Origin of the sequence: Paractinoplanes aksuensis, assembly GCF_024137025.1 — a bacterium.
In the GTDB taxonomy this organism is placed as follows: Bacteria; Actinomycetota; Actinomycetes; order Mycobacteriales; family Micromonosporaceae; genus Actinoplanes; species Actinoplanes aksuensis.
The window spans coordinates 453,904-480,342 of sequence record NZ_JAMYJR010000002.1 but is presented as its reverse complement, the minus strand read 5'-3'; the positions used below and the strand labels follow the sequence as shown (position 1 = coordinate 480,342).

At 71.7% G+C, this 26,439-nt stretch carries 19 protein-coding genes and 1 pseudogene; 8 read left to right on the top strand and 12 right to left on the bottom strand.

Going from position 1 to position 26,439, the window contains the following annotated elements; genetic code table 11:
* The first annotated feature begins 108 nt into the window (after window positions 1–108).
* Window positions 109–942 carry a DUF72 domain-containing protein gene (locus M1L60_RS04255; protein ID WP_498370522.1) on the top strand — a complete coding sequence of 278 codons (834 nt, stop codon included), beginning with the start codon at window positions 109–111 and terminating at the stop codon, window positions 940–942.
* 71 nt (window positions 943–1,013) lie between these two features.
* A complete protein-coding gene (locus tag M1L60_RS04250; protein WP_253235926.1) occupies window positions 1,014–1,877 on the top strand; it encodes an AraC family transcriptional regulator in 864 nt (287 codons plus the stop codon).
* On the opposite strand, the gene M1L60_RS04245 is transcribed toward M1L60_RS04250, so the two are convergent.
* From M1L60_RS04245 to M1L60_RS04235, 3 genes and pseudogenes are all read right to left on the bottom strand, one after another.
* Complete coding sequence (locus M1L60_RS04245) at window positions 1,871–2,854, bottom strand: AraC family transcriptional regulator (protein WP_253235925.1); 984 nt, start codon at window positions 2,852–2,854, stop codon at window positions 1,871–1,873. The genes M1L60_RS04250 and M1L60_RS04245 overlap by 7 nt on opposite strands.
* 1,105 nt (window positions 2,855–3,959) lie before the next feature.
* Window positions 3,960–4,364 (bottom strand): annotated as a pseudogene (locus tag M1L60_RS47700) (alpha/beta fold hydrolase); the annotation flags it as partial.
* 35 nt (window positions 4,365–4,399) lie between these two features.
* Window positions 4,400–5,794 (bottom strand): FAD-dependent monooxygenase, encoded by a 1,395-nt coding sequence (locus M1L60_RS04235; RefSeq protein WP_253235923.1) that lies wholly within the window; start codon window positions 5,792–5,794, stop codon window positions 4,400–4,402.
* Between the two features lie 207 nt (window positions 5,795–6,001).
* On the opposite strand from M1L60_RS04235, the gene M1L60_RS47530 reads away from it, so the two are divergent.
* On the top strand, window positions 6,002–6,487 hold the full coding sequence (locus M1L60_RS47530; RefSeq protein ID WP_274622863.1) for a helix-turn-helix domain-containing protein: 486 nt from the start codon (window positions 6,002–6,004) through the stop codon (window positions 6,485–6,487).
* On the opposite strand, the gene M1L60_RS04220 is transcribed toward M1L60_RS47530, so the two are convergent.
* Window positions 6,484–7,758 carry an NAD(P)/FAD-dependent oxidoreductase gene (locus M1L60_RS04220; protein WP_253235922.1) on the bottom strand — a complete coding sequence of 425 codons (1,275 nt, stop codon included), beginning with the start codon at window positions 7,756–7,758 and terminating at the stop codon, window positions 6,484–6,486. The genes M1L60_RS47530 and M1L60_RS04220 overlap by 4 nt on opposite strands.
* Window positions 7,755–8,213: an Lrp/AsnC family transcriptional regulator gene (locus tag M1L60_RS04215; RefSeq protein WP_253235921.1), complete on the bottom strand. Its 459-nt coding sequence runs from the start codon at window positions 8,211–8,213 to the stop codon at window positions 7,755–7,757. Before M1L60_RS04215 ends, M1L60_RS04220 begins: the two co-directional genes overlap by 4 nt.
* 221 nt (window positions 8,214–8,434) lie before the next feature.
* Here M1L60_RS04215 and M1L60_RS04210 point away from each other — a divergent pair, with 221 nt between their 5' ends.
* Complete coding sequence (locus M1L60_RS04210; protein ID WP_253235920.1) at window positions 8,435–9,637, top strand: saccharopine dehydrogenase family protein; 1,203 nt, start codon at window positions 8,435–8,437, stop codon at window positions 9,635–9,637.
* Between the two features lie 39 nt (window positions 9,638–9,676).
* Here the strand turns inward: M1L60_RS04210 and M1L60_RS04205 are convergent, their stop codons facing one another.
* Window positions 9,677–11,110 carry a gamma-aminobutyraldehyde dehydrogenase gene (locus M1L60_RS04205; protein ID WP_253235919.1) on the bottom strand — a complete coding sequence of 478 codons (1,434 nt, stop codon included), beginning with the start codon at window positions 11,108–11,110 and terminating at the stop codon, window positions 9,677–9,679.
* Between the two features lie 131 nt (window positions 11,111–11,241).
* Here M1L60_RS04205 and M1L60_RS04200 point away from each other — a divergent pair, with 131 nt between their 5' ends.
* Window positions 11,242–13,686: a PAS domain-containing sensor histidine kinase gene (locus M1L60_RS04200; protein WP_253235918.1), complete on the top strand. Its 2,445-nt coding sequence runs from the start codon at window positions 11,242–11,244 to the stop codon at window positions 13,684–13,686.
* Window positions 13,687–13,733: 47 nt separating this feature from the next.
* The gene (locus M1L60_RS04195; RefSeq protein WP_253235917.1) at window positions 13,734–14,288 is read left to right on the top strand and encodes a hypothetical protein; all 555 of its coding nucleotides are present in this window, start codon (window positions 13,734–13,736) and stop codon (window positions 14,286–14,288) included.
* 294 nt (window positions 14,289–14,582) lie between these two features.
* Here M1L60_RS04195 and M1L60_RS04190 read toward each other — a convergent pair whose 3' ends face one another.
* The 6 genes from M1L60_RS04190 to M1L60_RS04170 form a co-directional block, all read right to left on the bottom strand.
* Window positions 14,583–16,076, bottom strand: a complete 1,494-nt coding sequence (locus tag M1L60_RS04190; RefSeq protein WP_253235916.1) for a HEAT repeat domain-containing protein — start codon at window positions 16,074–16,076, stop codon at window positions 14,583–14,585.
* Between the two features lie 70 nt (window positions 16,077–16,146).
* Complete coding sequence (locus M1L60_RS04185; RefSeq protein WP_253235915.1) at window positions 16,147–16,848, bottom strand: sulfotransferase domain-containing protein; 702 nt, start codon at window positions 16,846–16,848, stop codon at window positions 16,147–16,149.
* A gap of 20 nt (window positions 16,849–16,868) precedes the next feature.
* Complete coding sequence (locus tag M1L60_RS04180) at window positions 16,869–18,488, bottom strand: PAS domain-containing protein (protein WP_253235914.1); 1,620 nt, start codon at window positions 18,486–18,488, stop codon at window positions 16,869–16,871.
* 12 nt (window positions 18,489–18,500) lie between these two features.
* On the bottom strand, window positions 18,501–18,626 hold the full coding sequence (locus M1L60_RS46825; protein ID WP_256515908.1) for a hypothetical protein: 126 nt from the start codon (window positions 18,624–18,626) through the stop codon (window positions 18,501–18,503).
* Between the two features lie 2 nt (window positions 18,627–18,628).
* The gene (locus tag M1L60_RS04175; RefSeq protein ID WP_253235913.1) at window positions 18,629–19,192 is read right to left on the bottom strand and encodes a GNAT family N-acetyltransferase; all 564 of its coding nucleotides are present in this window, start codon (window positions 19,190–19,192) and stop codon (window positions 18,629–18,631) included.
* A gap of 73 nt (window positions 19,193–19,265) precedes the next feature.
* The gene (locus M1L60_RS04170; RefSeq protein WP_253235912.1) at window positions 19,266–20,135 is read right to left on the bottom strand and encodes an LLM class F420-dependent oxidoreductase; all 870 of its coding nucleotides are present in this window, start codon (window positions 20,133–20,135) and stop codon (window positions 19,266–19,268) included.
* An 85-nt stretch (window positions 20,136–20,220) separates the two neighbouring features.
* Between M1L60_RS04170 and M1L60_RS04165 the strand changes: the two genes are divergently transcribed.
* Together M1L60_RS04165 and M1L60_RS04160 are read left to right on the top strand one after the other, a co-directional pair.
* Window positions 20,221–23,163 (top strand): FtsX-like permease family protein, encoded by a 2,943-nt coding sequence (locus tag M1L60_RS04165; RefSeq protein WP_253235911.1) that lies wholly within the window; start codon window positions 20,221–20,223, stop codon window positions 23,161–23,163.
* Entirely contained in the window at window positions 23,160–26,162 is a 3,003-nt protein-coding gene (locus M1L60_RS04160) for an FtsX-like permease family protein (protein WP_253235910.1), read from the top strand. The genes M1L60_RS04165 and M1L60_RS04160 overlap by 4 nt, the downstream gene beginning before the upstream one ends.
* The last annotated feature ends 277 nt before the right edge of the window (window positions 26,163–26,439 follow it).

Here is a 26,439-nt window from a genome sequence, read left to right as displayed (position 1 = left end):
GTCATGACGTCTTGCAGAATGAGTTGATCATCCCGTTCCGGGGGCCGATGGGGGTTTCGCTTTTGGTAACCCGTTAGTGTCACGGATGATCGTCGAAGGGGTGGGGAGATGCGGCTGCACGTGGGCTGTGCGATGTGGACACACAAGTCCTGGGCGGGCCGGGTGGTCGGCCCGGGGCAGGACAACCTGGAGGCGTACGCGGGCTGGTGCAACGCGGTCGAGGGCAACACGACCTTCTACGCCACGCCGTCGCGCGACACGGTGGCCGGCTGGGCCCGCCAGACACCGGCCGACTTCCGTTTCGTCCTCAAGCTCCCCCGGATCGTCACTCACGACCAGCGGCTCACCGGCGGCGACGAGGCGCTGAAGGCCTTTCTCGACGCGATCGAGCCGCTCGGGCCCCGGGTTCACGCGCTGTGGATCCAGCTGCCCGCCTCGTTCGGCCCGGCCGACCTGCCCGCGCTCGCGTCGTTCCTGCGCCGTCGCCCGGCGGGCTTCCGCTACGCGGTCGAGGTGCGCCACCCGTCCTTCGCCACCGATTTCGTCCAGCTCGAATCGATCCTGGGTGAGGCCGACGCCGAACTGGTCCCGTTCGACACCAGCGTCATGTTCGCCACCCCGCCCACCAGCGACGCCGAACGCGACGCGTGGCAGAAGAAACCTCGGCTTCCCGTACGCCCGCAGGCCCTCACCGACCATCCGGTGATCCGCTACCTCGGGCGCGACGACCCGGCCCGTACGGTCGAAGGGTGGCAACGGTGGCTGCCGGTGATCGCGCGCTGGCTGCGCGAGGGCCGCTCACCGACCGTGTTCATCCACACGCCCGACAACACCGACGCGCCGACGCTGGCCCGGCGCTTCCATTCCGAGGTGGCGGCACTCGTCCCGGGCCTGGAACCGCTGCCCGAGCCCGAACCGGCCGGGCCGCTCACCCTGTTCTGATCGAATCCGGCCAGAATGATCGGGCGGTGGTGGCGCCGGCCCCGGCACAGTGGTTCGCGAAGGGGGGTCCGGTGATCGCAGCACTCAACCGGCTCGTCGACCTGGTCGAGCAGCAACACGACGTGGACGTGGCCGCGGTGGCGCGCGAGGCGGGCAGCAGCGAGTACCACCTGCGGCGGATGTTCTCGTCCCTGGCCGGGATGCCGCTCTCCGAGTACGTGCGGAGGCGGCGCATGACGATGGCCGCGGCCGACGTCGTCCGGGGCGAGGGCGACCTGCTCGGGATCGCGGTGCGGCACGGGTACGGGTCGGCCGAGGCCTTCGGGCGGGCGTTCAAGGCCGTGCACGGGGCCGGGCCGGGCGACGTGCGGCGCGACGGCGGACCCCTTCGGACACAACCACAGGTCAGGTTCCGCCTGACCGTCGAAGGGAGCGAACCGATGGACACGCGCATTGTCGAACTGCCGTCATTCCGGCTGGTGGGGCACGCGGCCCGCGTGCCGCTGATTTACGAAGGGGTCAACCCGCACATCGAGGCCCACGTGGCCGGGCAGCCGGCCGCGGAGCACGAACGGCTGCGATCCTTGTCGGACACGGAACCGGGTGGACTGCTGGCCGTCAGCGACACCCTCGAACCGGACGCGGCCGAAGGCACCGAGCTGACCTACCTGCACGGGGTGGCCGTGACGGCAGCCGTTCCGGTGCCGGACGACCTCGACCGCATCGAGGTGCCGGGCGGAACGTGGGCGGTGTTCCGCAGCAGTGGTGACTATCCGTCGTCGCTGCAGAAGACGTGGGCGGCCACGGCCACCGACTGGTTCCCGTCGAATCCGTGGCGGTTGCGGCGCGGGCCGTCGATCGTCGCGGTGCTCGACCGGGCCGAGGACTTCAGCCGGGCCACCACCGAACTGTGGTTGCCGGTGGAGGCTCAGTAGATCAAGGTCTGGCGCGGGGTGCGGCCGTAGGCGGCCCGGTAGTCGGCGGCGAAATGGCTCAGGCTGAGGTAGCCCCAGCGGTGGGCGATCGCGGCCACCGTGTCGCCGGCGGTCGGGTCGGCCTCCACCAGGTCACGGTGGGCCCGGCTCAGCCGCACCCGGCGCAGGTAGGCCATGGGGGTGGTGTCTAGGTGCCGGCGGAAGGCGGCCTGCAACGCCCGGGGGGTGACGCGGGCGGCCTCGGCGATCCACGCTGCGGTGATCGGTTCGCCGGCATGGGATTCGATGTACGAGACGGCCCGGCGAACTGAGGCGGGCGCGGGCGGGCCGGTCACCGGGCGGTCAGGGGTGGCCATGGTGGTGTTCGGGAACGTGACCAGGGCGGCTGTGGCGGCCAGGTCGGCAGCGGCGCTCACGGCCAGGGGACTCTGTGCCGGGCCGGGCGGGCCGGTGAGAAAACCATGCAGGTACGCCATGGTGTCCCACCAGTAGCGGCCGAGTTCCTTCGAGACGGGCGCCGAACCGTCGAAACGCACGTCGTGGGGAGCAATACCGGTTCGGGCCGAGGCTACATCGGCCACCACGGATGGGTTCAGGTTGATGCTGAACATGTCGAAGTCGCGGCAGTGGTTGGTCAACGGACGGCCGGGGCGGTGCAACTGCACGTCGCCGGGGCCGGTGCGGGTGACCGCGCGGCCGTCGTGGGTGTCGACGCGGCCGTTGGCCAGGGCCACGAAGATCAGATTGTCCGTGGGCTGAAAATCCACTGTCACGTCCATCGTGTACGTGACCCGGACCGCCTTGATCAGGCCGGCGTCCACGGCCGTGTGGCGGTAGACGAACTTCTCCGCTGTGCGGTGGATCCGGAACGTGTGGTTGGCGTAGATCTGCCGGAGCACATCGTGGGCTGCTCCGATGTCGTGGGTGGCGAACTCGAAGCGGGATATCGGTGGTTGCGCTGTCTCGTCTAGCCGCATTACGTCCCTTCTGGCCGGGAACGGAAGTGACTACCCGAAAACCGTAACCCGGGCGAGGTGGATCGGGGTCGAGCGTTTCCTACGGTGGGACGGTTGGAGTTACTTACGGTGGGACGGTCGGGGGGGGGGGGGGGGGGGGGGGGGGGGGGGGGGCGGACCCCGCCCCCCGGGGGCGCCCCCCCCCCCCCCCCCCGCCCCCCCCCCCCCCCCCCCCGACCTCGCGTGGGGTTCACCTCGCTCTTGCGTGGTGGTCGGCGCTTCGCTGGTGGCGGGGCTGGGCTGGGGGAACCCGTGCGGGTGGGGGTCTGGCTGCCGCGTTGTGGCCTAGGAAGACCTTCTGTTACCCAGGCCGGCCTCGGTGGTGGGGTGCGCGTTCGTACCGTGCCGGTTGCTCGTTCAGATGGGCGCGCTCGGTTGTTGATCTGGTTCTTCGGGGGCCTGGTTCAGTTGGGTCCAGCCGCGCCAGCCACGTTGTTCGAGGAGTTTCAGTAGTTGTCGGGCCATGGGGGCGGACTCGGTCATGGCTGTGTCCAGCATGGTGGCGAACGGGTCTGTCCGGTCGGTGTCGCTGATTTGTAGGTCGCCGGTTTATAGGGCGCGTTTGCGGAGGTCGTGGATTGGGGGTCGTCGGGGGGCCACGACGGGGCGGTGCTCAGTAGTAGGTAGAGGCGGGTCATGTCAGGGGTGTCGTCGAGGTGGCGGTTCTTTTCGGCGATCACTGTGTCGATGCTGGTGGGGTCCTGGGCGGCGAGCATGATCCAGGCGTCTCGTTCGAGTTCTATGTAGGGCTCGCCTACGCCCAGGTCGCGTAGGCGGTTCAGGTAGTCCACGACGGGGTGGGGGAGGGTCAGGTGGTCGCCGGCGGCTGAGCGCCTGGCCAGAAGTCTTGTCCGTAACTCGGGGGTAGCCGAGGTGAGGTCCAGGGCGCGGCCGTGGTGAGGTTTTTGGGTGTCGGTGCGGTGCTGGAAGAAGGCGTGTGCCTGGCGGATCCGGTCGGCCATTGAGCGGTCATTCGCGGGGTCAACCCGGTCAGTCGCAGGGGGATCGTCAGCCATTGCAGGCGGCGGAAAGTCGTTCGGATGCCCTGTTCCATCTCGGCCGTGAGCCAGTCGTGGGGCTGGGCGCCGTCGACCGGTACGGCGCCGATCGTCCGGTCGGGGTGGCGGCTCGCCCAGTGGGCGGCGACGAAGGCGCCGTAGGACCAACCGACCACCAGGGCCCGCTCGACACCGCGGGCGTCGAGCACGGCGCCGACGTCGCGGACGGCGGCCTCGAACGAGTAGTCCGCCGACCGGCCGGACCGGCGCCCACGGGCCCGTTCGTCGTAGGTGACGTGGCGCCAGTCCCGGCCTAGTTCGGCGACTACCCGCCGCCAGTAGCCCTGGGTCGCGAACTGGCCGTTGAGATAGATCACCGGCGTCCCGTCGCCGCCGGAGTCGGTGACGGACAACGCCGTGTCGTCGACCGGCACCAGGCCGGTCCACTTCGGGGTCGAGGTCGAGCTGGTCATGGCGTCCAGCGTGCGGGGTTGACGCTGCGTCAGGGTCAAGCCGTGGGGGTGCCGAACCAGCGGGTCAAGTGGGTGTTCAGGTCGTTTTGGGTGGTGCCGAGCCACGCGATGTGGCCGTCGGGGCGGAGCAGGAGGGCGGGAGCCGGTAGGGCGGCGGTGGGGTCGGGCAGGTGGTCTACGCGGTCCGACCAGGGGCCGGTGGTCAGGCGTTCGGTGGTGTCGAGGAGGAGGGGACGGGCTCGGTGCAGTTGGGGGTAGAGGGGGCCGTTCTTCGTCTCGAGGTCGGGGAGGCGGCGGCCCAGGAGGTCGGGGGTGCCGGCGAAGTCGTAGCGGATGTCGAGGGCGGCGACCTTGCGGACCAGGTGGCGGGCTACGTCTTCGTAGGCGGTCAGTTCTTCCAGGAGGTGGCGGGCGGCTCGGGCGCCGGGGGTGGGGGCCAGCAGGGCGGTCTGGGCCCGGGTGTTGTCGAGGACTGCGGCGGCTACGGGGTGGCGTTCGTCGTGGTAGGTGTCCAGCAGGGTGGGTGGGGCCCAGCCGTTGACGTCGGCGGCCAGTTTCCAGCCGAGGTTGACGGCGTCCTGCAGGCCCAGGTTGAGGCCCTGGCCGCCGATGGGTGGGTGGACGTGGGCGGCGTCGCCGGCCAGCAGGACGCGGTGGACGCGGTAGTGGTCGGCCAGGCGGGTGGCGTCGCCGAAGCGGGAGAGCCAGCGCGGGGAATGGAGGCCGAAGTCGGTGCCGGTCAACGCGCGCAGGGCCTGCTGGAAGTCGTGGATCGTCGGTTGGTCGGACCGTGTGCTGATTTCCGGGGCCGGGACGATGACCCGGTAGGTGCCGCTGCCGGTCGGGGTGAAGGTCAGCCGGGGAAATGAGCTGGTGGGCGCGGTGGTTGCTGCCAGCTCGCCCATCAGGGTGTCGTTCCGGGACGGCTCGCCGGGGAAGGCGATTCCTGTCGCCTTGCGGACCGTGCTGTGGGCGCCGTCGCAGGCGACCAGGTAGCGGGAGCGGAGTTTCTCGCCGGTGTGCAGGTGGACGGTGACGTGGTCGTCGGTCTGGTCCACGGTGGTTACCGTGGCGCCGCGGCGGATGTGGGCGCCCAGGGTGGAGGCGTGGTCTTCGAGCACCTGCACCAGTGCGGGCTGGCGGATGCCCAGCAGGTACGCGTAGGGGGAGTCCAGGTCGGCCGGGGCCGGGCGGTCGATGGCCGCGAAGTACGTGGCGGCGGGGCGCCGGCGGCCCAGCGGGAGCAGGCGGTCGAGCAGGCCGCGCATGGCCAGCAGTTCGAGGCTGCGGATGTGCAGGCCGACGATGCGGATGGCGGCGGTGGGCTCGGTCTCCCGTTCGAGGACGAGGACCCGGACCTGGTGCAGGCGCAGTTCGGCGGCCAGCAGGGCGCCGGTGGGACCGCAGCCGACGATGACGACGTCATACATGGGTGGTGAAGCCTTTCGGGAGGGCCTGCGGGGGCGCTCCCGGCGATGGTTACCTCAGCCGAAGGGGGAGCGCCCATTCCTGTCGTGCGGTCATGGGTCTCACCTCCCCGGTCGGTGTCAAGGTCAGAGGCAATCTACAAGGCGGTACGCGGACGTAACAAGGGGCCCGGGGCCTCGTCCTACGGTGAGCGGGAGGAGGGGGTGCGGATGAGCATCGGGGAGCGGATCAGACGGCGGCGGCAGGTGCGGGGCTGGAGTGTCCGGCAGGCGGCCGACCGGGCGGGGATCTCGCACGCGTCGTGGAGCCGGATCGAGCGCGGGCTGCAGGCGGCCGACAACCGGTTCGTGCTGGGTGGCATCGCGGCGGCGCTCGAGTGTTCGGTCGTGGAGCTGACGGGGACGGTGATGCCGGCGGGCGATCCGCGGGCGGTGGCGGCCCAACTGGGGGTGCACGGGATCCGTACGGCATTGGTCGAGATCGACCCGGGCCGGGACGACCTGGGAGCGGGGCGGGCGGCAGCCGAGCTGGTGGGCGAGTTGGCGCTGGTGCGGCGGCTGCGGCACGACTGCGACTACGCGCGAGCGGTGGCGTTGCTGCCGGGGCTGCTGCGGGACCTGCAGGTGGCCTGTCGCGGCGAGCAGAAGGCGGCCGCGCTGCGGGGGCTGTGCGAGCGGATGCGGGTCGCGGGTTAACGCGCCGGCGCGGGGTGCTTCTCGAGGGCGTCCCGCAGGGTGGTGGCGCGCAGGGCAGCGTTGATGCCCAGCCAGCGCAGCGGCTCCGGTTCCCAGCGGCGGGAGCGGTGGCCGACCCAGGGCAGCGTGGTGCGTACCGACTCGGTGCCGGTGATCAGGTCGGCCAGGGTGCGGCCGGCCAGGTTGGCCGCGGCCACGCCGTCGCCGACGTAACCGCCGGCCCAGGCCATGCCGTCCTCGAGGCCGACGCTGGGCATCCAGTCGCGGGGGATGCCGAGCGGGCCGCCCCAGCGGTAGGCGATCTCGGGGCGGATGCCGAACATGTCGGTCAGCGTGTGGCGCAGGCTCTCGAAGACCTCGGGGACCTGGTCGTACGAGGGCTCGATGCGCGACCCGAAATGGTAGGGCGCGCCGCGGCCGCCGAAGGCCAGGCGGTCGTCGGCGGTGCGCTGACCATAGATGATCATGTGGCGTTCGTCGGTGAACGTCTCGCGGCGGGCCAGGCCGATGCGGTCCCAGTCGGCGGCGGGCAGCGGCTCGGTCGCGATCATCAGCGAGTAGACGGGGGCCAGGGCGCGGCGGTGGCCGGCCAGCTGGGCCGTGTAGCCCTCCAGCGCCCGCACCACCGTGCCCGCCGTGACCGTGCCGTGGTCGGTGACGACCCGGCCGCGCTCGAGCGACAGCACGCGGGTGCCCTCGTAGATGTCGACGCCCTTTTGTGAGACCGCGGACGCCAGGCCACGCACGAGGCGCGCCGGATGCAGCGCCGCGCAGTCGGGGCTGTAGACGCCGCCGAGCACGTCGGTCGCGTTGCAGATCGCCTTCGCCTCGGGCGCGGAGAGGAAACCCGGCGCGGAACGGGCGCGGCGCAGCTGGGCCGGCGAACGGGCCAGCGAGATGGTGCCGCCCTTGGCGTAATGGCAGTCGATGTCCTCGGCGGCGGCGACCCGGCCCACCTCGTCGACCGCGTCGGCCAGCTCCGCATGCATCGCCCGCGCGCGCTCGGACCCGTACTTCCCGGAGAGTTTGGCCTCGCTGACCGGGAACAGGCCCGAGGCCCAGCCGCCGTTGCGGCCGGAGGCGCCGAACCCGCAGTACGACGCCTCGAGCACGGCGATCGACAGGTCCGGCGCGAGCTGCGAGAGGTAGTAGGCCGTCCACAGTCCGGTGTAGCCGCCCCCGGCGATCGCGACGTCGTACGACCGGTCGCCGGGCAGCGGCGGCCGGGGTGTCACGGGCTCGAGGGTGCTCAGCCAGAAGGACGGAATCATCGAGTTCCCCACGCGTACGTCTGTTTGGCCAGCTTGAGGTACATGAACGTCTCGCACGCGATGACGCCCTTGATCGAGCGGACCTTCTCGTTGAGCAGGTCGAGCAGGTGCTCGTCGTCGGTGCAGACGAGCTCGACGAGCAGGTCGAAGCCGCCGGCGCAGATCACCACGTAGTCGACCTCGGGGATCTGGGCGATCTCGTCGGCGATGGCCCGCAGATCGCCGTTGACCTTGAGGCCGACCATGGCCTGCCGGGCGAAGCCGAGCGTGAGCGGGTCGGTCACCGCCACTATCTGCATCAGACCGCCGTCGAGCAGGCGCTGCACGCGCTGGCGCACGGCCGCCTCGGAGAGCCCGATGGTCTTGGCCAGCGTCGCGTAGGACATGCGTCCGTCGCGCTGCAGGTGCTCGATGATCTGCTTGTTGATGTCGTCCAGTGCCAGGTCCGCCGTCACGCCGCGATTCTTCCCGGCAGGCGGATGGACGGCAATGGAATCACTCGTTCGTATCGAGACCGTCGATGGATTCCGCACCGCCAAGCCTCCTTCATCAAAAAGCGACGACTGCGTTTATCGCAGAGTTGATCGCTCTTGACAAGCTTTTCCGTGGCACGGAGGCTCTGCACGCACGGTTTCAGTGATCGAGCGTCTCAAATGCCCGAAAGGTACGGTTCCTCATGCGCATCCTCGCCGTCGGAGCGGGTGGTGTCGGATCCGCCGCCGCTGCCATCGCGGCCCGCCGCAGCTTCTTCGACCTGTTCGTGATCGCCGACTACGACCTGGCGCGCGCCGAGAAGGCGGCCGAGGGCAAGGACGCCCGTTTCGTCGCCGCCAAGATCGACGCCTCGTCCGCGGAGGCCGTGGCCGAGCTCTGCCGCGAGCACGGCATCACGCACGTCTTCAACGCCGTCGATCCGCGGTTCGTCATGCCGGTGTTCGAGGGAGCGGCCGCGGCCGGCGCGCACTACCTCGACATGGCGATGTCGTTGTCCCGCCCGCACCCCACCGACCCGTACAACCAGACCGGCGTCAAGCTGGGCGACGAGCAGTTCGCCGCCGAATCAAAATTCCAAGATCAGAACAAGCTCGCCCTGGTCGGCATCGGCGTCGAGCCGGGACTGTCGGACATCTTCGCCAAGTACGCCGCGGTGCACCTGTTCGACCGGATCGACGAGATAGGCGTACGCGACGGGGCGAATCTGGTCGTCGAGGGTTACGACTTCGCGCCGTCGTTCTCGGTGTGGACGACCATCGAGGAGTGCCTGAACCCGCCGGTCATCCACGAGAAGGACCGCGGCTGGTACACGGTGGAGCCGTTCGCCGAGCCCGAGGTGTTCGACTTCCCCGGCGGCATCGGGCCGGTCGAGTGCGTGCACGTCGAGCACGAGGAAGTGCTGCTGATCCCGCGCTGGGTCGACGCGGGCAAGGTCACCTTCAAGTACGGGCTGGGCACCGAGTTCATCGACGTGCTGAAGACGCTGCGCAAGCTGGGCCTGGATCGCACCGAAAAGGTTCGCGTCGGCGACAAAGAGGTGTCGCCGCGGGACGTGGTGGCGGCGGTGCTGCCCGATCCGGCCACGCTGGGCGACAAAATGACCGGCAAGACCTGCGCCGGTACGTGGGTGAAGGGCACGGGCCAGGACGGGAACCCGCGCGAGGTCTACCTGTACCACCTGGTCGACAACGAGTGGTCGATGCGCGAGTACGGGGCCCAGGCCGTGGTCTGGCAGACGGCCGTGAACCCGATCGTGGCCCTCGAGCTGCTCGCCGACGGCACGTGGACCGGCGCCGGCGTGCTGGGACCCGAGGCCTTCGATCCCGTGCCGTTCCTCGAGCTGCTCACGGCGTACGGAAGCCCTTGGGAACTTCAGGAACGATGAAGTGGAGCGGGGGCCGCCCGCCAGCGGCCCCCACGTTCTTCAGCCCAGCGAGTGCATCACGTGCTTGAGCCGGGTGTAGTCCTCGAGGCCGTAGACCGACAGGTCCTTGCCGTGGCCGGAGTGCTTGAAGCCGCCGTGGGGCATCTCGGCCACCAGCGGGATGTGGCAGTTGACCCACACGCAGCCGAAGTCGAGCCGCTGGGTCATGCGCATCGCGCGGCCGTGGTCCTTGGTCCACACCGAGGAGGCCAGGCCGTACTCGACGCCGTTGGCCCAGCGGACCGCCTCGTCCTCGTCGCTGAACTGCTGGACGGTGATGACCGGGCCGAAGATCTCGTCCTGGACGGCCTCGTCGGTCTGCTTCAGACCGGAGACGACGGTGGGGGAGTAGAAGTAGCCCCGGTCGCCCACCCGCGAGCCGCCCGCGCCCAGCACCGCGTGGTCGGGCAGGCGGTCGACGAAGCCGGCCACCCGCTCGAACTGGCGGGCGTTGTTGAGCGGGCCGTAGAGCACGTCCTCGTCGTCGGCGGCGCCGGTCTTGGTGCCCTTGGCCGCCTCGCTCAGCGCGGCCACGAAGTCGGAGTAGACGCGCGGGCCGGCCAGCACGCGGGTGGCGGCCGTGCAGTCCTGACCGGCGTTGAAGTAGCCGGCCTCGGCGATCGCGGCCGCCGCGGCCTCGACGTCGGCGTCGTCGAACACGACCACCGGCGCCTTGCCGCCCAGCTCGAGGTGGGTGCGCTTGAGGTCGGCCGAGGCGGCCGAGGCGACCTCCATGCCCGCGCGGACCGAGCCGGTGATCGACACCATCTGCGGCGTCTTGTGGGTGACCAGCTCGCGGCCGGTGTCGCGGTCGCCGACGACCACGTTGAACACGCCCGCGGGCAGGAACTCGGCCGCGATCTCGGCCAGCATGACCGAGGTGACCGGGGTGGTGTCGGACGGCTTGAGCACGACCGCGTTGCCCGCGGCGAGCGCGGGCGCGATCTTCCAGACGGCCATCAGCAGCGGATAGTTCCAGGGCGTGACCTGGGCGCACACGCCGATCGGCTCGCGCCGCACATAGCTCTCGAAACCCTGCATGTACTGACCGGCTGAGCGGCCCTCGAGCAGCCGGGCGGCGCCGGCGAAGAAGCGGAGCTGGTCGATCGCGGGCGGCAGCTCCTCGCTGGCGGTGAGGCCGAGCGGCTTTCCGGTGTTCCGCGACTCGGCCCGGACCAGATCGTCGGCCCGCGCCTCGACCGCGTCGGCGAACTTGAGCAGGGCCTGCTGCCGCTCGCTGGGCGTGGTGTTACGCCAGGACTCGAACGCCGTGGCGGCTGCTTCCATCGCCTTGTCGACGTCGGGCCGGCCGGACACCGGGGCCGAGGCGAACACCTCGCCGGTGGCCGGGTCGATCAGGTCCTCGTATCGGCCCTCGGCGGGCGCGGCCGGGGCGCCACCGATGAAGTTGTGCAGCACGGTCTTGGCGGTCACGCGATCTCCAGACGCAGGATCTCCATGGTTTGGCAAGCATCATTCCACTGATTCCGTAGCTGACAAGAGGCCTGCGCGACGACTTCCGTTTTCCGGCTCAGGCCCGGGGCGACCCGGCCGAACAACGGAGAGTGGGGCCGACAGCGGGCACGACCGGTGCGGACGGCCGGCTGAGCGACGCCGTCCGGCTGCGGCGCCTGCGCGACACCGGCATGGTCGGCCATCCGCCCTACCCGTCACTGGACCGGCTGGCCCGCGCCGCCGCGCACCAGCTGCGGGCCGCCCGGGCGGTCGTGTCGCTGGTCGGGGCCGACGACCGAACGGTGGCCGGGCAGTCCGGCCCGCCGCCCGCGCACACGTTCTGCCGGCTCGTGGTCGACTCCGACGCGCCGGTGCTGGTCTGCGACGCCCGGACCGACGAGCGGGTGGCCGGGCACCCGGCCGTGGCCGGGGGCGTCGTCGCGTACGCCGGTTTCCCGATCCGCAGCCCCGACGGCTATCCGCTGGCCGCGTTCGGGGTGCTCGACGACCGGCCGCGCGACTGGGAGCCGCGCGAGCTGCTGCTCATCGAGGACCTGGCGGCCGCGGCCGAGTCCGAGATGGCGCTGCGGGCCACCGAGCACGACCGTGCCACCACCGTGCACCGGCTGCGCGGCATGCTCGACCACGCGCCCGACGCGCACGTCTCGATCGACGCCTACGGGGTGGTGACCGGCTGGAACGCCGCCGCCGAGCGCCTGTTCGGCTATCCCGCCGACGAGGCCGAGGGCCGTCCGGTGGCCGACCTGATCATCCCCGGCCGGTTCGCCGCCGCGCACGCCGCCGGGCTGGCCCGGATGCACAGCGGCGGCGTCTCGACCCTGGTCGGCAAGCGGGTCGAGCTGCACGCCCGCCGGCGCGACGGCACCGAGTTCCCGATCGAGATGAGCCTGCTGCAGCACGACGGCGGCTTCCACGCCTTCCTGCACGACATCAGCGACCGGCGGACCGGCCAGCGCCAGCTCGAGCAGGAGCGGGCGTTCCTGCAGGCGCTGCTGGACAGCCTGGACACCGGGGTCGGGGCCTGCGACGAGGACGGCCGGCTGACGCTGTTCAACCAGGCCTTGCGGGACATCCACGGCTGCGGGGCGCGGGAGCTGCGGGCCGAGGACTGGCCGCGGGCCTACGACCTCTACCACCCCGACGGTCGTACGCTGCTGCAGCCGCACGAGGTTCCGCTGGCCCAGGCGTACGCCGGGAAGCGGGTCGACCACGCCGAGGTCGTGATCGCGCGGGCCGACGAGGCGCCCCGCCGCTTCGCGGTGAACGCGCGCCCGCTCGAGACGCCGGACGGGCACCGGCTGGGCGCGGTCGTGGCCATGCACGACATCACCGAGCAGCGGCAGGCCGAAGTGTTCCGCGAGCTGCGCCTGGCCGTCGCCCGCGGGCTGGCCGACGCCCACAGCGCCGAGGAGGCGGCCGACCGCACGGTCGCGGCCGTGGGGGCCGGGCTGGAATGGGCGGTAGGCGAGTTCTGGCAGGTCAACGGGGACACCATCGACCGCGTCGGCTCGTGGTGGGCCCCCGGGCACGGCATCCCCGACCGGCCCGTGCACGTGCGCCGGGGCGAAGGGCTGGCCGGGCACATCTGGGCCACCGACAGCGAGCTCTGGCTGCCGGAAGTGCTCGATGATCCCCGTACGGTGTTACGGGCGGCCCAGGTTCGGGCCGCGGGCCTGCACAGCGCGATCGGGGTGCCGGTCCGCTCCGACGACCGGGTGCTCGGCGTGTTGCTGTTCTTCACGGCCGTACCCCAGGAACCCGACCCGGACGTGCTCGACCTGTTGGACGGCGTGTGCGCCCACCTCGGCCGGCACATGGAACGGCGGCGGGCCGAGGAGCTGGCCCTGGAGCTCGCGCGGCTCAAGGACGAGCTGGTCGGCATGGTCAGCCACGAGCTGCGCAACCCGCTGAGCGCCATCCGCAGCTACAGCGAGACCCTGCTCGACGACCCGTCGCTGACCGACGAGCAACGCCACCTGACCGAGGTGATCGACCGCCGGTCCACCCACATGCAGCACCTGGTCGACGACCTGCTCGACCTGGCCCGGCTCGAGGCCGGGCAGCTGCACATCGACCCGCAGCCGCTCGCCGGGGGCCGCCTGGTCCGCGAATCGGTGCAGGCCCAGGAGCCGGCGGCCCAGGCCAAGAGCCTGATCGTGACCGTGGACGTGCCGCGCCACCTGCCCGTGCTGGCCGACCCGGTGCGCCTGCGGCAGGTGCTCGACAACCTGGTCAGCAACGCCGTGAAGTACACCCCCGAGGGCGGCCGGGTCACGGTCACGGCCCGGCTGGCCGGCGACGTCGTCATCGAGGTGGCCGACACCGGCATCGGGGTGCCGGCCGACGAGTACGACCGGCTGTTCGACCGCTTCTTCCGGGCCAGCAACGCCGTCCGCCAGGGCCACAAAGGCACCGGCCTCGGCCTGGCCATCACCAAGGCCATCGTCGACGCCCACGGCGGCCACATCCGGGCCGCGCCCGCCCCCGGCGCGGGCAGCGTCTTCACCGTCGTCCTGCCCGCATCCCACGACTGACCATGATCGTTAGTTCCGACGGAACCCCGCAGCCCAGGAGTCAATCAATGAACGCACTTCTCCGTCTCGCCACCGTCGGCGCCGCCCTGGCTCTCGTGGCCGGGGTGTCCGCCCCCGCCGCGGCCGCGGTGACCTACGACCCGAAGACGATGAAGGGCTACGTGGCCCGGGCCGACCTGCAGAAAGCGTTCGGGTGGACCGACACGACGCTCTCGGCCAAGGCGTCCACCCTGGTCTTCAACCACGACTTCTGGACGAACGACACCTACACGGTGGCCTGCGGCAAGAAGCCGTTCCCGGTGACCCACTACCGCGAGTTCGGCCGCTACGAGCTGCGCAACGCCGCCGTGCTCGACAAGGGCCGCGGCACGGTGAAGGGCTACAGCGGGAAGCTGGTCGGCTTCTGGATCACGGGCGCCAGCTTCGGCATCTCCGGCACGTCGGTCCCGCCGACCGCGGGCCAGCCCTGCCCCGACGCCACCAAGGGCAAGACGATCACGGCGTCACGCCGGGCGTCCTCGGTCTCGGGGTGGGCGCTGTCGGTCAGTTCGGGCGAGGAGAACCGCCGCCTGGTGACGAAGGAGACGCCCGCCCAGGGGTGAAAGTCGTCTGGCACACTGCCGCGGTGTCTTTGCGGCGCTATCTGAGCGACTTCCACCCGCCGGTTGATGATTCGGTGCTCACCGACGCCAGTTCATGGGTGGGGGACGTTGCGGTTGTGACGGTGGCCGCGCTCGAGGGTCACTTCCGAGGGCCGGCGTATTCCTGGCCGGACCTCGTGAGCGTCGCGAGCCAGCCGGATCCCACCCGAAGCGCGGCCGAACGCCTGCTCCTGCTGCTGCCCGCGAGCGGGCGCTTCTGGGGATCTCGTGCTCCGGCCTGGACGGCTGAGGCGTTCAGGCCTGACGTTCAGGGGCGCGGAACTTGGCGAGTTCCGTGATGGCCACCTGTCGGAAGGTGTCGTGTCTGTGCGACGTGCCTTTCTCGAGGAGGGGGATCGCGCGCGGGTCACCGATGGCGCCGAGCGCCTGGTAGAGCTGGTATTCGTTGATCCGTTCGGCGTGCTCGATCAGTGACGGCACGGCGTCGGACGCGGCCGGTCCCAGGCTGCCCAGAGCGAACGCGGCCCTGGTGGCGACGTAATGCTCGTCGGACAGCAGCGCTATCAGTCTGGGTTTCACCTCGGGCGGGATGTCGCCGATATTAGCGAGCGCCCCCGCCGCCAAACCGCGCACCCACGGACTGTCATCATCCAGCCGTTCCACCAGATGAGGTGTGGCCGCGCTCGCCCGACGTCCGATCCGGCCCAGGGCGAAGCAGGCGTTCCACCGCACGGAGGGCTCACGATCGGTCAAGACCTCGAGCAGAGCCGCTTCGACGCCGGCACCGTGCAGCTCGGGCAGGTGCTCGGTATCGATGTTGTTGATCGGAAGTTTGTCGTTGAGGAAATTGGAGTACGAACCGAGTGGGGCAAAGATCCGGCCGAGGCTCCCGGCGCTCGCCGCACGGATCGCGTCCTGCTCGTTCTTGAGCTCGGCCACCAGGCGATCCGTGGCCCGACGGTCGGACACTTCGCTGATCACGGCCGCGGCCGGCCTGACCAGTCGCGCTTCGGCCGAGGCGGCCTCGAGCAGGACGGGGACGGCGTCCGCCCCGAACCCGGCCAGGCACCGCTTCGCGGCCTCCGCGTCGTACGGGTAGCGGTCCCGAGGTTTGTGATCGTCTTTGCGATCGGCAATCAGTGTCAGCAGAGCCACCACGACTTCCCGCTTCGGGCCGGCCACCCGGCTCAGGGCCCCGACCGCGGCGCGGCGCACCGTCTGATTGGGATGTTCCAGTTGGACGAACAGTGCGGACCCCACCCGGGCCGCATGGGGGCCCAGCCGGGCCACGTCGTCGAGCGCGGCTATGCGCTCGCGCGCCGAGTCGCTGCGCAGCGCCACTTCGAGTTCGAGAAGCCGGGCGGATCGGGGCTCGATGGTCCGGAGCAGACGGGACACCCCTTCGTCCCAGTCCTCGTACAGCTTCGTCCACTGCAAGGAGCGGAGCGTCTCCCCGGCGCCGATGTCCCGATCCGGCACCGGGGAATCGTCGAGCTGGACCGGCAGGAACCACGCGTGGTCGGTCGAATGAAGCCTGAGCTCCTCGACGGCCACGGTGATCTCTTCGTTCATGAACGTCTTTTGGCGGGCGCCGTAGTGCCGCGAGAAGCAAGCAACAAAAAAGGCGCCGTCGCGGATCGCCGCCCGGATCGCCGACGCCCACCGGACCCCCGGCTCGAGTTGCTCCCGATCGAGCCACACCTCGATCCCGTAGGCCGTGAGCGCACGGGCCAGCCGCCGGACGGCTACGGCATCCTCAGTGACATACGAAATGAAGACGTGCCCCATGCGATCTCCCACCGACGGCGCACCGCGAGTCTTCCGGTCAGCGCCCGGCGGGGAAAGTCCCTGTCCGGTATCAGACCACGTCAGGAGCGGTGTAACCGAGCAACTTCATCGCGGCCTGGTTGTCGGGGCGTGACCAGAACAACCGGTGTGCTTCGGCGGGTAGTTCGTCTTGGTGGCTACCGGTGCGACCGCGGCGGAAGAAGCGGTCGTCGTGTTGTCGCAGGTCGTCGAGCGAGGGGATGACGGCGTTCGGCCGCTGAGCCAGAGCGGGGGCCACCACGGCGATGATCGGTGTCACGGCGGCCACGGGATCGCGGATCAAGTCGTCGTATCGCAGCCGGATGCGGTGGGGCGCCGGTGGCTGCAACCAGCTGAGGACGTTGTTTCCCCAGCTTCCGGTCCCGATGTGGCCGACGCGCGAGATCTTGGCCCGCAGCTCGGCTTCGTAGCGGCCCGGATCCTCCTCGCTCGCCTGCCGCGCCCACGACACCAGGGCGTCGCGGCCGTCCCGGACCAGGCAGATCGCCGGGTCGCTCTCCTCGACGTCGGCGTCCCGCTGCCGGTGGGTCTTGATGAAGTGCGGCTCGTCGGACGCCCTCATCTCCGCGAGACTTCCCGATCGCTCGGTGTATCCGATCAGGTCTCCGCCGAGACGTTCGGCGACGCCGTCGACGTCGTAGACGGTCGAGGTCCGGATGCCGTAGAGGTGGTGGAGGACGATCCGCAGGAAGGTGTTGCCGGAGCGAGGGAACGACGCGACCCACACGAGCATGTCGAAACTGTAGCCAGACGTCAGTAGCGAAATTTGTGCTGGGCGCTGCGCCGGTTCACATTGTCGCGCTGGGGCGGCCGTGAGTCCGGCTCACGGCCCCGGGCGAAATTTCGCATCGTCACCACGAAGCCTTGGACCAGGCGGTCCCCGCGCAGATCACGGTACGTGGCCTCGACCATCACCTGACTGCCGTCCGCCCGCACCAGCGAGCAGAACACCACGCCGTCACCCGCCTCGCGGAACTTCCGGCGCACCTCGTCGCGGTCGTGCGGGTGCACCAGGTCGTCCAGGGTGGCCAGCGGCGGCAGCTCGCCCAGCAGCTCGCGCAGCGAGTCACTCGCGTACCGGACGCGCTGGTCATCGTCGATCACCAGGGTGATGTCGGCGCTGTTCCGGATCACCGCGCGCAGATAGAGGTCGCTGTCGCGGCGTCCGACCGCTTCCACCAGGGCGATGCGATCGAGCGCGAGCGCGGCCTGACCGGCCAGCACCTCGAGGGTGTCGCGGGTGGCGGTCAGCGTGTCCCGGCGTCCCTCCAGGATCAGCGCTCCGCCGCCGGGCCGGGCGACCGCGAGCGGTTCCAGCCGCAGCGGGCAGACCAGCGTGGCGTAGTCACCGTTCGCGTCGTCCTTCCACCAGCTACGCAGCGGTGGGCCGGGCGCGGCCTGGAGGGTGAGGTCACGGTCGTCGCCGGCGAAGACCGTGCGGCGGATCGCGTCCGGGGGCATGAGCTGGGCGATCGCGGCGCGGACGGCCTCGTCCACGGCGGGTGGGTCGGCCGCGGCGACCAGCGCGGCCGTGGCCTGCCGCAGACCGCGCTCCCGGGCCAGGGCCTGCCCGTTCAGGGTCACCGAGTCGGTCAGCCGGGTGATGGCCAGCAGCAGGGTGATCGCACCGGCCACCGCGATCACCACGCCGTCGTTGACCGTGCCGCTGAGGGCTTCGAGCAGCAGGACGACCGGAGGGGTGGCGACGGAGATGCCCAGCAGCGCCGCCCAGCGCCCGCGCCACGGGCTCGACCGCGGCGTCGCGGGCTCGGTCAGCCTCACCATCGACGGGTGCAGCGCGGCGGCGCCCCAGGCCAGGTAGAGCACCACGAATCCGGTCTCGCTCAGCCGCCCCGGCCACAGCGGCTGCACGATGTCGCTGACCAGCACGCCCACCGCCCCGACGACCAGCAGCGCGGCCGAGACGTTGCGCCCCACGGCGACCAGCACACGGGCGACCACGGCCAGCAGAAGCAAGGCCCCGATGACGTACGCCCCGGAAATGTCCCCGATCTGGCCCGCGTCCCCGACGACGTAGACCCACGCCACCAGCAACGTGGAACAAGCGAACGCGAGCAGGTCGATGAGCCGCGCCCGGTCGACCAGGATCGCGCCGGCCCGGGTGAACTGCAGCAGACTGGCGGCCACCAGCACGAACATGACGTAGAAACAGATCTCGGCCGGCCCCGGCCACCCCAGCGCGGTCAGCACGTCGCCGCCCGCGCTCGCGACGACGGCCCCGCCGAGCAGCAGCCACGGCCCGGTCCGCGCGGGCCGGTGCCGGCGCACGCCGTACACGACGGCGGTCGCGCTACCGATCCCCAGCACAATCCACTCGATGGCCCACAGCACGTCTAACTTGTACCAGCTCACCGAACGGACGAGTCAGCCCTCGATCAGTCGGCGGTACGCGTTGCCTTCCGGCGTGAAGATCAAAGTGAAGCCCTCGCCCGCTCCGACGGCGGTCCGGCGCAGCCGGGCCACAACGTCGGCCTCGGCCGGCAGAGTCATAGTCAGCGCTGTTCCCACTGGGTCTTGGTGATCTCGTAGCGCACGCCGCCGAGTTCAGCGCCCTCGACCATCATCATGTCCTCGGGCGTTTCGAGGGGGCCGGCCAGTGTGAGGCCGGCTTTCTCCATCACCCTCTGGGACGCGATGTTCAGCTTCATCGTCTCGGCCCAGACCAGGCGTACGCCGAGGTCGGTGAACGCCTTGGCCAGCAACGCGCGCGAGCCCTCGGTGGCGTACCCCTGGCCCCATGCCGCCTGGCGCAGCCGGTAGCCGAGCTCGACCTCGTCGAGCGGGCCGTCCGGTTCGGGGCGCAGCAGGAACCAGCCGATGAAGGCGCCGCCGCCCTTCTCGTGGGCCGCGAACAGGCCGAAGTTGTCGTTCCAGCGCTCGTAGCCGGCCAGGATGTTCCGCATGCCGCGCAGGCGGTAGTGGTCGGCCGGGGTCGGCTCGCCGCCGGACAGGAACCTCATGACGGCCGGGTCGCTGTCCAGTTCGGTCAGCAGGTCGGCGTCGGCGGCGGTGAAGTGGCGCAGCGTCAGGCGCTCGGTATCCAGGTAGGCAGGCACGACGGGCATCCTGCTTCACCGGGGCTGGAAAAGACGAACGCTTTTCCAGCCCCGGAAAGCCCCGGGAAGCCCGTCAGCGGAACTGCGGGACCAGGTCCTCGGCCAGTCGCAGCAGGTGGGAGTGGTCGTAGGCGACCCGCGGAATGTAGAAGATCACGTAGTCGGCGCCGGCCTCGGCGACCTTCTCGACCCGGGCGATGGTGTCGGCGGTCGACTCGGTCAGGTCGATCTCGATGGTCGTCGACTTGGTGATCTCGCTGTAGTCGCGGCCCAGCGTGTCGCAGTGCTCGCGCAGCACGTTCAGCTTGTGGGCCACGGTCTCGGGGTTTCCGCCGCCCACGTTGCAGCCGTCGGCGTACTGGGCGACCAGCTTCAGCGTGATCTTCTCGCCGCCCCCGCCGAGCCAGAACTGGGGCTTGCGCCGCGGCTGGTTGATCGCGCCGTTCAGCTGGTAGTGCTTGCCCTCGAACACCGGGCGGTCCTCGGTCCACATCTTGTGGACGACCTGCACGGCCTCGCGGAACTCGCTCATCCGCTGCGGCACGTCCTTCCACTCGTAGCCGTACGCCTTCCACTCGTGCTCGTACCAGCCGGCGCCGAGCCCGGCGATGAGCCGGCCGTTGCTGGCCACGTCGACCGTGGAGGCGATCTTGGCGTAGAGGGAGGGCTGGCGGTAGCCGTTGCAGCCGACCATCTGACCGATGCGGACCCGGCTGGTGTCGCGGGCCAGCGTGGACGTGGCCGTCCAGCACTCGAACACGGAATTGTCGGTGGGCTCGGGCACAGTGTGGAAATGGTCGTACAACCAGATCGCATCCCACGGGCCGGCGTCGGCCAGCCGGGCCACCTGGGTCATCGCCTCGTACTGCTCGACCGGGTCGGCGATCTCGACCAGGTCCATCTTCCAGCCCTGGGGCACGAACACCCCGAAACGTACGCTCATGGACCTCAACCTAAACGAGGCTTGGCAAAAGCGATCGGCGGTACCAGAGTGTCCGTGGATCGAGTATTACGGGGGAACGGAACGGATGTACTACATCGCCCTGGGCGCCGTCCGCCGGCGCTCCGGCCCGGCTCTGCTGGTCGGCCTGCTCGCGGCCCTGCTCGCGACGGCGGCCGGCTGCGCCGCGTGGTACGGCATCACGGTCTCGTCGCGCTCGGCCGGCAACGAGGTGACCTCGGCCCCGGTCGAGGAACGGGTCATTCTCGTACGCCAGGCCGGTGAGGGCACGGCCGACCCGCGCGGCGCCCTCGACCGGTTCGGGGCGACCGCCCGCGGCCTGCTGCCCGTGCCCGACGCGAAGCCCGTCATGGGCGCCGTGGCCGAGGCGAGCTATGTGTATCCGGGGGCGACCGGGGCGTCGACCGGCCTGCCGATCGCCTATCGCGACGGGTTCTGCGCCCACGTCGAGCTGACCGGCGCCTGCCCGGCCGCCGCCGACGAGGCCGCGATCAGCGCCGACTCCGCGGCCCGGCTCAAGCTGAAGCCGGGCGACTCGTTCCGGGTGCGACCGGCCACCACGGTCAACCCGATGACGTTCCGCGTGGCCGCCGTCTACCAGCTGGTCGAGCCGGGCGGCCCGTACTGGAGCGACAAGCTGTTCCGGGCCCAGGGCTCGCTCGACCCCCTGTTCACCTCGCTCGACACGTTCCGCGACCCGGGGCTGACCCGGCCCGTCTGGGCCTGGGACGTCGAGGTGCCGCTCCCGCTGCTGCGCGGCGACGGCGGGTACGATCTGAACGGGCTGGTCAACCAGGCCGCCCCCCGCTTCGCGGCCCAGCAGCTCGAGCTGGTCGCCCCGACCGGCAAGCTGGTCGACCGGGTCCGCGAACAGAGGCTGGCCGTGGCCGGTGGCGTCGCCGTCGGCCTGGGTCAGATCGCCGTCCTGAGCTGGTTCGCGATCGCGCTGGCGGGCCGTTTCACCGGCCGCGACCGCCGGGCCGACGCCGCCCTGCTCAAGCTGCGCGGCAGCACCGCCCGCGGCATCCTGCGCCTGGCCCTGAGCCAGCACCTGTTGCCGCTGGCCGCCGGTGGCCTGGCCGGGTGGCTGGCCGGCTTCCTGATCGCCTGGCCGCTGGCCCGGGGCCTGCCGGTGCGGGTCGAGCTGTGGGTGGCCGTCCTGCTGTCGCTGGGCCTGGTGATCGCCACGCTCGGTGTCGCGCTGCTCGTGCTGCTCGCGGTGGACGCGTTGCAGCAGCGGGCGCCGGTCGCGGCCCTGCTGCGACGGGTGCCGTCGGCCCGGCGCGACTGGCGGTCCGGGGTGGTCGACCTGGCCCTGATCGCGCTGGCCGCGGGGGCGGTCTACCAGGCCCGGTCGGGCGGCAGCGGTCTCGGCGTGGTCGCGCCCGCGCTGGTCGCCCTGGCCGTCGGGCTGCTGCTGGCCCGGGTGCTGCGGCGGGTGGCCGACCGGGTGGGCGCGGTGGCGTTGCGGGCCGGCCGGGTCCGGCTTGGCCTGACCGCCGTCCGGGTGTCCCGTCAGCCCGGCACCGACCGGGTGTTCGCCCTGATCGTGGTGGCGATCGCGCTGCTGGCCCTGACCGTTGGCACGTTCGCCGCGGGCCGCACCGAGCGGATCGAGCGGGCCGACGTCGAGCTGGGCGCGGCCCGTGTGCTGACCGTGTCGGCGGCCTCCCGCACCCAACTGCTGCATGCCGTACGCCGGGCCGACCCCGACGGTCGCTACGCGATGGCGGTCGTCGTGGACACCGGCGGCACCCCACCCGTGCTGGCCGTCGACAGCAGCCGGCTCGCCGCCGTGGCCACCTGGCGTGGCGAGTACGGGCCGATCGGCGCCCTGAGCACGCGCAAGCCGCCCGAAGCGCTGCCGCTGATCACCGGCAACCGGCTGACCGTGGCCGTGACCAGCGAGCGCCGCACGACCACCCTGCTCGGCGCGATCCTGCAGCACGAGGGCACGGGTCAGGGCGTACGCATCGAGTTCAAGGGCATCCGGCGCGGCGCCCAGTCGGTGTCGGCCGCGGTGCCGACCTGTGCCGTCGCCCCCGGTTGCCGCCTGGTCGGCTGGGAGCTGTTCACGCCCGAGGGCTCGGACGCGGGCTCGCTCACCGTCCGCTCACTGAGCCAGCAGAACCCGTCGGCCACCGTGATCGACACGGCCGGGCTCGGCGACGTGACCCGCTGGCGCGGCGATTTCACCACCCCGGCCGTGCACATCTCGACCGGTCCCGGCGGTCTCACCCTCAGGGCCGACCAGGCCGGCGGCACCAAGGCCTCGGTGGTCGACTCGGTGCTGCCGCTGCCCGTCGTGCCGGCCGGGCCGCCCCCCGCGAACTGGTTCTTCGACGACTCCGCGCTCGGCCGGTTCGGGGACGTGGCCACCCCCGTACGCGTCGCCGCCGCCGCTGAGGTGCTGCCGGTGCTCGGCGCCGGCGCTGTGCTGACCGACCTCGACGCCGCCCGCCGCGTCGCCGGGGACAGCGACCAGGGCGGCACCCTGCAGGTGTGGCTGACCGCTGACGCGCCGTCCTCGGTGGTCGACGCGATCGGCCTGCCCGTGCTCGACGACCGCACAGCCAAGGCCCGGGTCGACGAGCTGACCGCCGACAGCTCGGTCGTGACCGCCCCGTTCGGCCTGTTCGCGGCCGTGCTGGCCGCCCTGATCGCGGCCGGGTTGCTCGCCGTGGCCGCCGCCGTCGACCGCGAACCCCAGCTCGACCACCTGCGCGCCCTGCGCCACCAGGGGCTGCCCCGGCGGGTGGCCCTGACCACGGCGTACGCCGGCGCCGGCGCGGTGGCGCTGGCCGGGCTGCTCGGCGGTCTGGCCGGGGCGCTGGCCGCCCGCCCGATCGCCGACGTCACCGCGCCCCCGTTCCCGGACGGCTGGCAGGTGATCCCGCCCCCGGGCGCGCTCGGACCGGCCGCGCTGGGCATCGCGGCCCTGGTCGGCCTGGTCGTGCTCGGCCTGACCACGTGGCTGTCGGTGCGGCGCCTGAACGGGGAGCTGTCGTGATCGCCCTGGTGCTGGCCATGGTCTGGGCCCGCCGCGGCCAGACGCTGGTGGTGGCCCTGCTCGCGCTGTTCGGGGTGGCGGCCGCGGTCGCCGCGCCGGCCTACCTGCGGGCCGCCGACCGGGCGGTGGCGGCCGGACAGGTCGGGACGGCCACCCCGAACGAGCTGTCGGTGGCCGTCCGCGCGTACCAGAAGGACGCCCGGCAGGACACACCGGGCGCCGAGCCGAGCGGCCCCAACCTCGAGCGCAGCGGCTCGGCCCTGAGCGGCCTGCCGCGCTTCGACTACGTCTACTCCATGGAGTTCCCGGCCATGGGCATCGAGCCGACCATCGCGTACGCCAGCCGGTTCGCCTATCGGCAGGACGTGTGCGACCACCTCGAGATGGTCTCCGGGCGCTGCCTGATCGGGAGCTCCGACATCGTGCTGCCCGAGGCGGTCGGCCAACGGCTCGAGATCAAGGCCGGCGACACCATCGAGCTGTCGTACGCGATCCGGATCATCCCGCGCGGCGGGCCGGCGTTCTACGCCGAGAACGGCCGGGCCCAGCGGCTGCTGGTCGCCGGTCTCTACCGGGTGCCCGACCCCGGGAACGTCTATTGGGGATCGCGCGGCTTCTTCAACGCCGGTTCGGATCTGCCGGCGGGCGCCAACCTGCCGCTGTTCGTCACCAGCGCCACCATGCACAGCACGGACCGCGGGGCCGTGGACACCGGCCTCGACGCCTTCCCACAGCCGGGCGCCCTCGCCGTCGACAACCTTCCCGCCGTACGCGAAGGTCTGTCCGAAGTTCAGGCCGGAGTGACCGCGTTCCAGGGCGGGGTCGAGCTGCACAGTCAGCTGCCCGACCTGCTGGCCCGGATCGACTCGGGTCGTGACGCCGGCCACCGGATCGTGCCCGTGCTGGCCGTGGCGCTGGTGCTGCTGGCCTGCCTGACCATCTTCCTGGCCGTCGGCTACGGCACCGAGGGCCGCCGACCCGAACTCGCCGTGGTGGCCCTGCGCGGCGCCCGCTGGGGACAGCGCTGGTGGCTGGCCACGGGCGAGAACGTGGTGGCGATCCTGATCGGCGCGATCCTCGGCTGTCTGGCCGGGCAGCTGCTGGTCAACGCGTTCGCGGCCTACCGCTTCCCCGGTGTGGGGGCCGACCCCGGCCTCGAATCGCTGCGCTGGGCCCCGGTCGCGGCCGGCGCGGCCGTGCTGACCGCACTGCTGGCCGAACGCCGCCAGATCGCCACCCCGGTCGCCGAACTGCTGCGCCGCGCGCCCGCCGTGCCCCACAGCGCCCGGGCCGTCGCCGCCGAACTTGTCGTCGTGGCCCTGGCCGCGGTGGCGGTCGTGCAGCTCAGCTCGACGCCGCGCGGCGTCGGCACGTTCGCGGCCGCGCTCGTGCTGCTGGCCGGGTCGCTGGTCGCGGCGCGCCTGCTGCTGCCGCTGGTGACGGTCCTGGCCCGGCGCGCGCTGAGCCGCGGGCGCCTCGGCGTCGCCCTGGCCGGTCTGCAACTGTCCCGGCGGCCCGGCGCGGTGCGACTGTTCGCGCTGCTCACCGCGGCGGTGGCGGTCATCGGGTACGCCGCCGCGGCCGTCGACGTGGCGGCCGGCGGCCGCAGCGATCAGGCGGTCCTCGGCACGGGCGCCCCCCGGGTGCTGCAGCTGGGCCCCACCGGCCGGCAGAACCTGCTCGCGGCCGTGCGGGCCGTCGACCCGCAGGGCACGTTCGCGATGGCGGCCGTGAAGCTGCCGTCCGACCCCGGCGCGCCCGCGGTCGTCGCCGTCGACACCACCCGCCTCGACATGGTGGCCGCATGGCCGTCCGGCGGCCCCACCGCCCCGCAGGTCGTGAAGCTGCTGCACCCGGCGGCCGCGCCCCCGGTCGACGTGGACGGCGCGCAGGTCGAGTTCGACATCAGCGCCCAGTTCCCGCTGGGCAAGTCGGTCGCCGTGACCGCGGTGCTGTCCCCGCGCGACGGCGGCAACGACGCGCTGGCCGAGCTCGGCGTGCTGCGCAACGGCCGGCACACGTACGCGCAGAACGTAGACGCTTGTGTAAAGGGCTGCACCTTGAACTCGCTGCGGATCGCCGGCGGCCAGGGCACCCTCGACGTGTCCGGCGTCCTGACCGTGCACAGCATCAACGACGTCCCGTCCGACGTCCTCAACGACCCGGCCCCGTGGCGCGCCTCCGAGGGCGGCCAGATCGGCGCCGGGGCCAAGGGCGGCCTCGAGATCGAGGTGACGTCCCTGAACGGCCTGCCCGACGGCATGTTCGTGCACCCCGCGACCGCCCCCTACCCCCTGCCGGTGGCCGTCTCCGGCGTCACCGCCCTGCCCACGGTGGACAACCTGGACGCGAGAGCAACCCGGGTCGACGTAAGAACGTCACTGCCGGTCATCCCCGGCGCGGGCTCCCCGGCCGTCCTGACCGACCTCGACTACGCCGACCGCCTCTCCACCGACGGCGGCGCCACCAGCGGCTCGATGGTCTGGCTGAACGACCAGGCCCCCGACGACGTGGTCGCCGCCCTGACCACCCACGGCGTCACCGTGACGGCCGACCTCCGCGCCTCCGACGTGCAGAAACGCCTGGACGAACAGGGCCCGGCGATCGCCCTGTGGTTCTACGTGATCGTGGCCGCCCTGGCCACCGCCCTGGCCGCCGGCGCGCTGGTCCTGGCCGCCTCCGTCGACCGCAACCGCCGCGTGGAAGACCTGTCGGCCCTGCGGAGCCAGGGCCTGACCCGCTCGGCCCTGCGCCAGGCCACCCTGTGGACGTACCCGGTGCTGGTCCTGGCCGCGGTGGTGGCCGGCCTGGGCGTGGCCACCCTGGACTGGTGGCTGACCGGGTGGGCGCTGCCGCTGGCCGGCCTCGATCCGCCGGCCTTGCCCCTGGCCTCCTGGCCCCGGCTGCTGACCATGCTGGCGACGGCACTCGCCACCACTCTGCTGCTGGCCGGCGCCGCCGTCCTGGCCGGCCGCCGCACCCTGCGCCGAATCTCCTGACCCGGCCGGTACCCGGAAGGCACTTCCTCCACCGGGCGTGGGCGTGTTGGTGGACCACGGCGCCCGGTGCCAGTTGGAGCTTGGCCGCCTCCTGGCCCGCCGGCTGCCCACGCTCGCGACGGCCCTCGCCACCACCCCGCTGCCGACCGGGCGCGGCACCCGGCGCCGGATCACGCAAAGACCCTGACCAGCTGGACCGTCCGACGAAACGCGGCACGATCTCTCGGTCGTTCCGCCGACCCCGTTCGGGATCCGTCAACGTGGCAACAATGTCCGT

Excerpts from the sequence above, each read along its gene's own strand:
- M1L60_RS04190 (WP_253235916.1), bottom strand. The coding sequence starts at position 16,076 with ATGGGGCACGTCTTCATTTCGTATGTCACTGAGGATGCCGTAGCCGTC.
- M1L60_RS04235 (WP_253235923.1), bottom strand. The coding sequence starts at position 5,794 with ATGTATGACGTCGTCATCGTCGGCTGCGGTCCCACCGGCGCCCTGCTG.
- M1L60_RS04220 (WP_253235922.1), bottom strand. The coding sequence starts at position 7,758 with ATGATTCCGTCCTTCTGGCTGAGCACCCTCGAGCCCGTGACACCCCGG.
- M1L60_RS47530 (WP_274622863.1), top strand. The coding sequence starts at position 6,002 with ATGAGCATCGGGGAGCGGATCAGACGGCGGCGGCAGGTGCGGGGCTGG.
- M1L60_RS04255 (WP_498370522.1), top strand. The coding sequence starts at position 109 with ATGCGGCTGCACGTGGGCTGTGCGATGTGGACACACAAGTCCTGGGCG.
- M1L60_RS46825 (WP_256515908.1), bottom strand. The coding sequence starts at position 18,626 with ATGACTCTGCCGGCCGAGGCCGACGTTGTGGCCCGGCTGCGCCGGACC.
- M1L60_RS04170 (WP_253235912.1), bottom strand. The coding sequence starts at position 20,135 with ATGAGCGTACGTTTCGGGGTGTTCGTGCCCCAGGGCTGGAAGATGGAC.
- M1L60_RS04195 (WP_253235917.1), top strand. The coding sequence starts at position 13,734 with ATGAACGCACTTCTCCGTCTCGCCACCGTCGGCGCCGCCCTGGCTCTC.
- M1L60_RS04165 (WP_253235911.1), top strand. The coding sequence starts at position 20,221 with ATGTACTACATCGCCCTGGGCGCCGTCCGCCGGCGCTCCGGCCCGGCT.
- M1L60_RS04210 (WP_253235920.1), top strand. The coding sequence starts at position 8,435 with ATGCGCATCCTCGCCGTCGGAGCGGGTGGTGTCGGATCCGCCGCCGCT.
- M1L60_RS04245 (WP_253235925.1), bottom strand. The coding sequence starts at position 2,854 with ATGCGGCTAGACGAGACAGCGCAACCACCGATATCCCGCTTCGAGTTC.
- M1L60_RS04185 (WP_253235915.1), bottom strand. The coding sequence starts at position 16,848 with ATGCTCGTGTGGGTCGCGTCGTTCCCTCGCTCCGGCAACACCTTCCTG.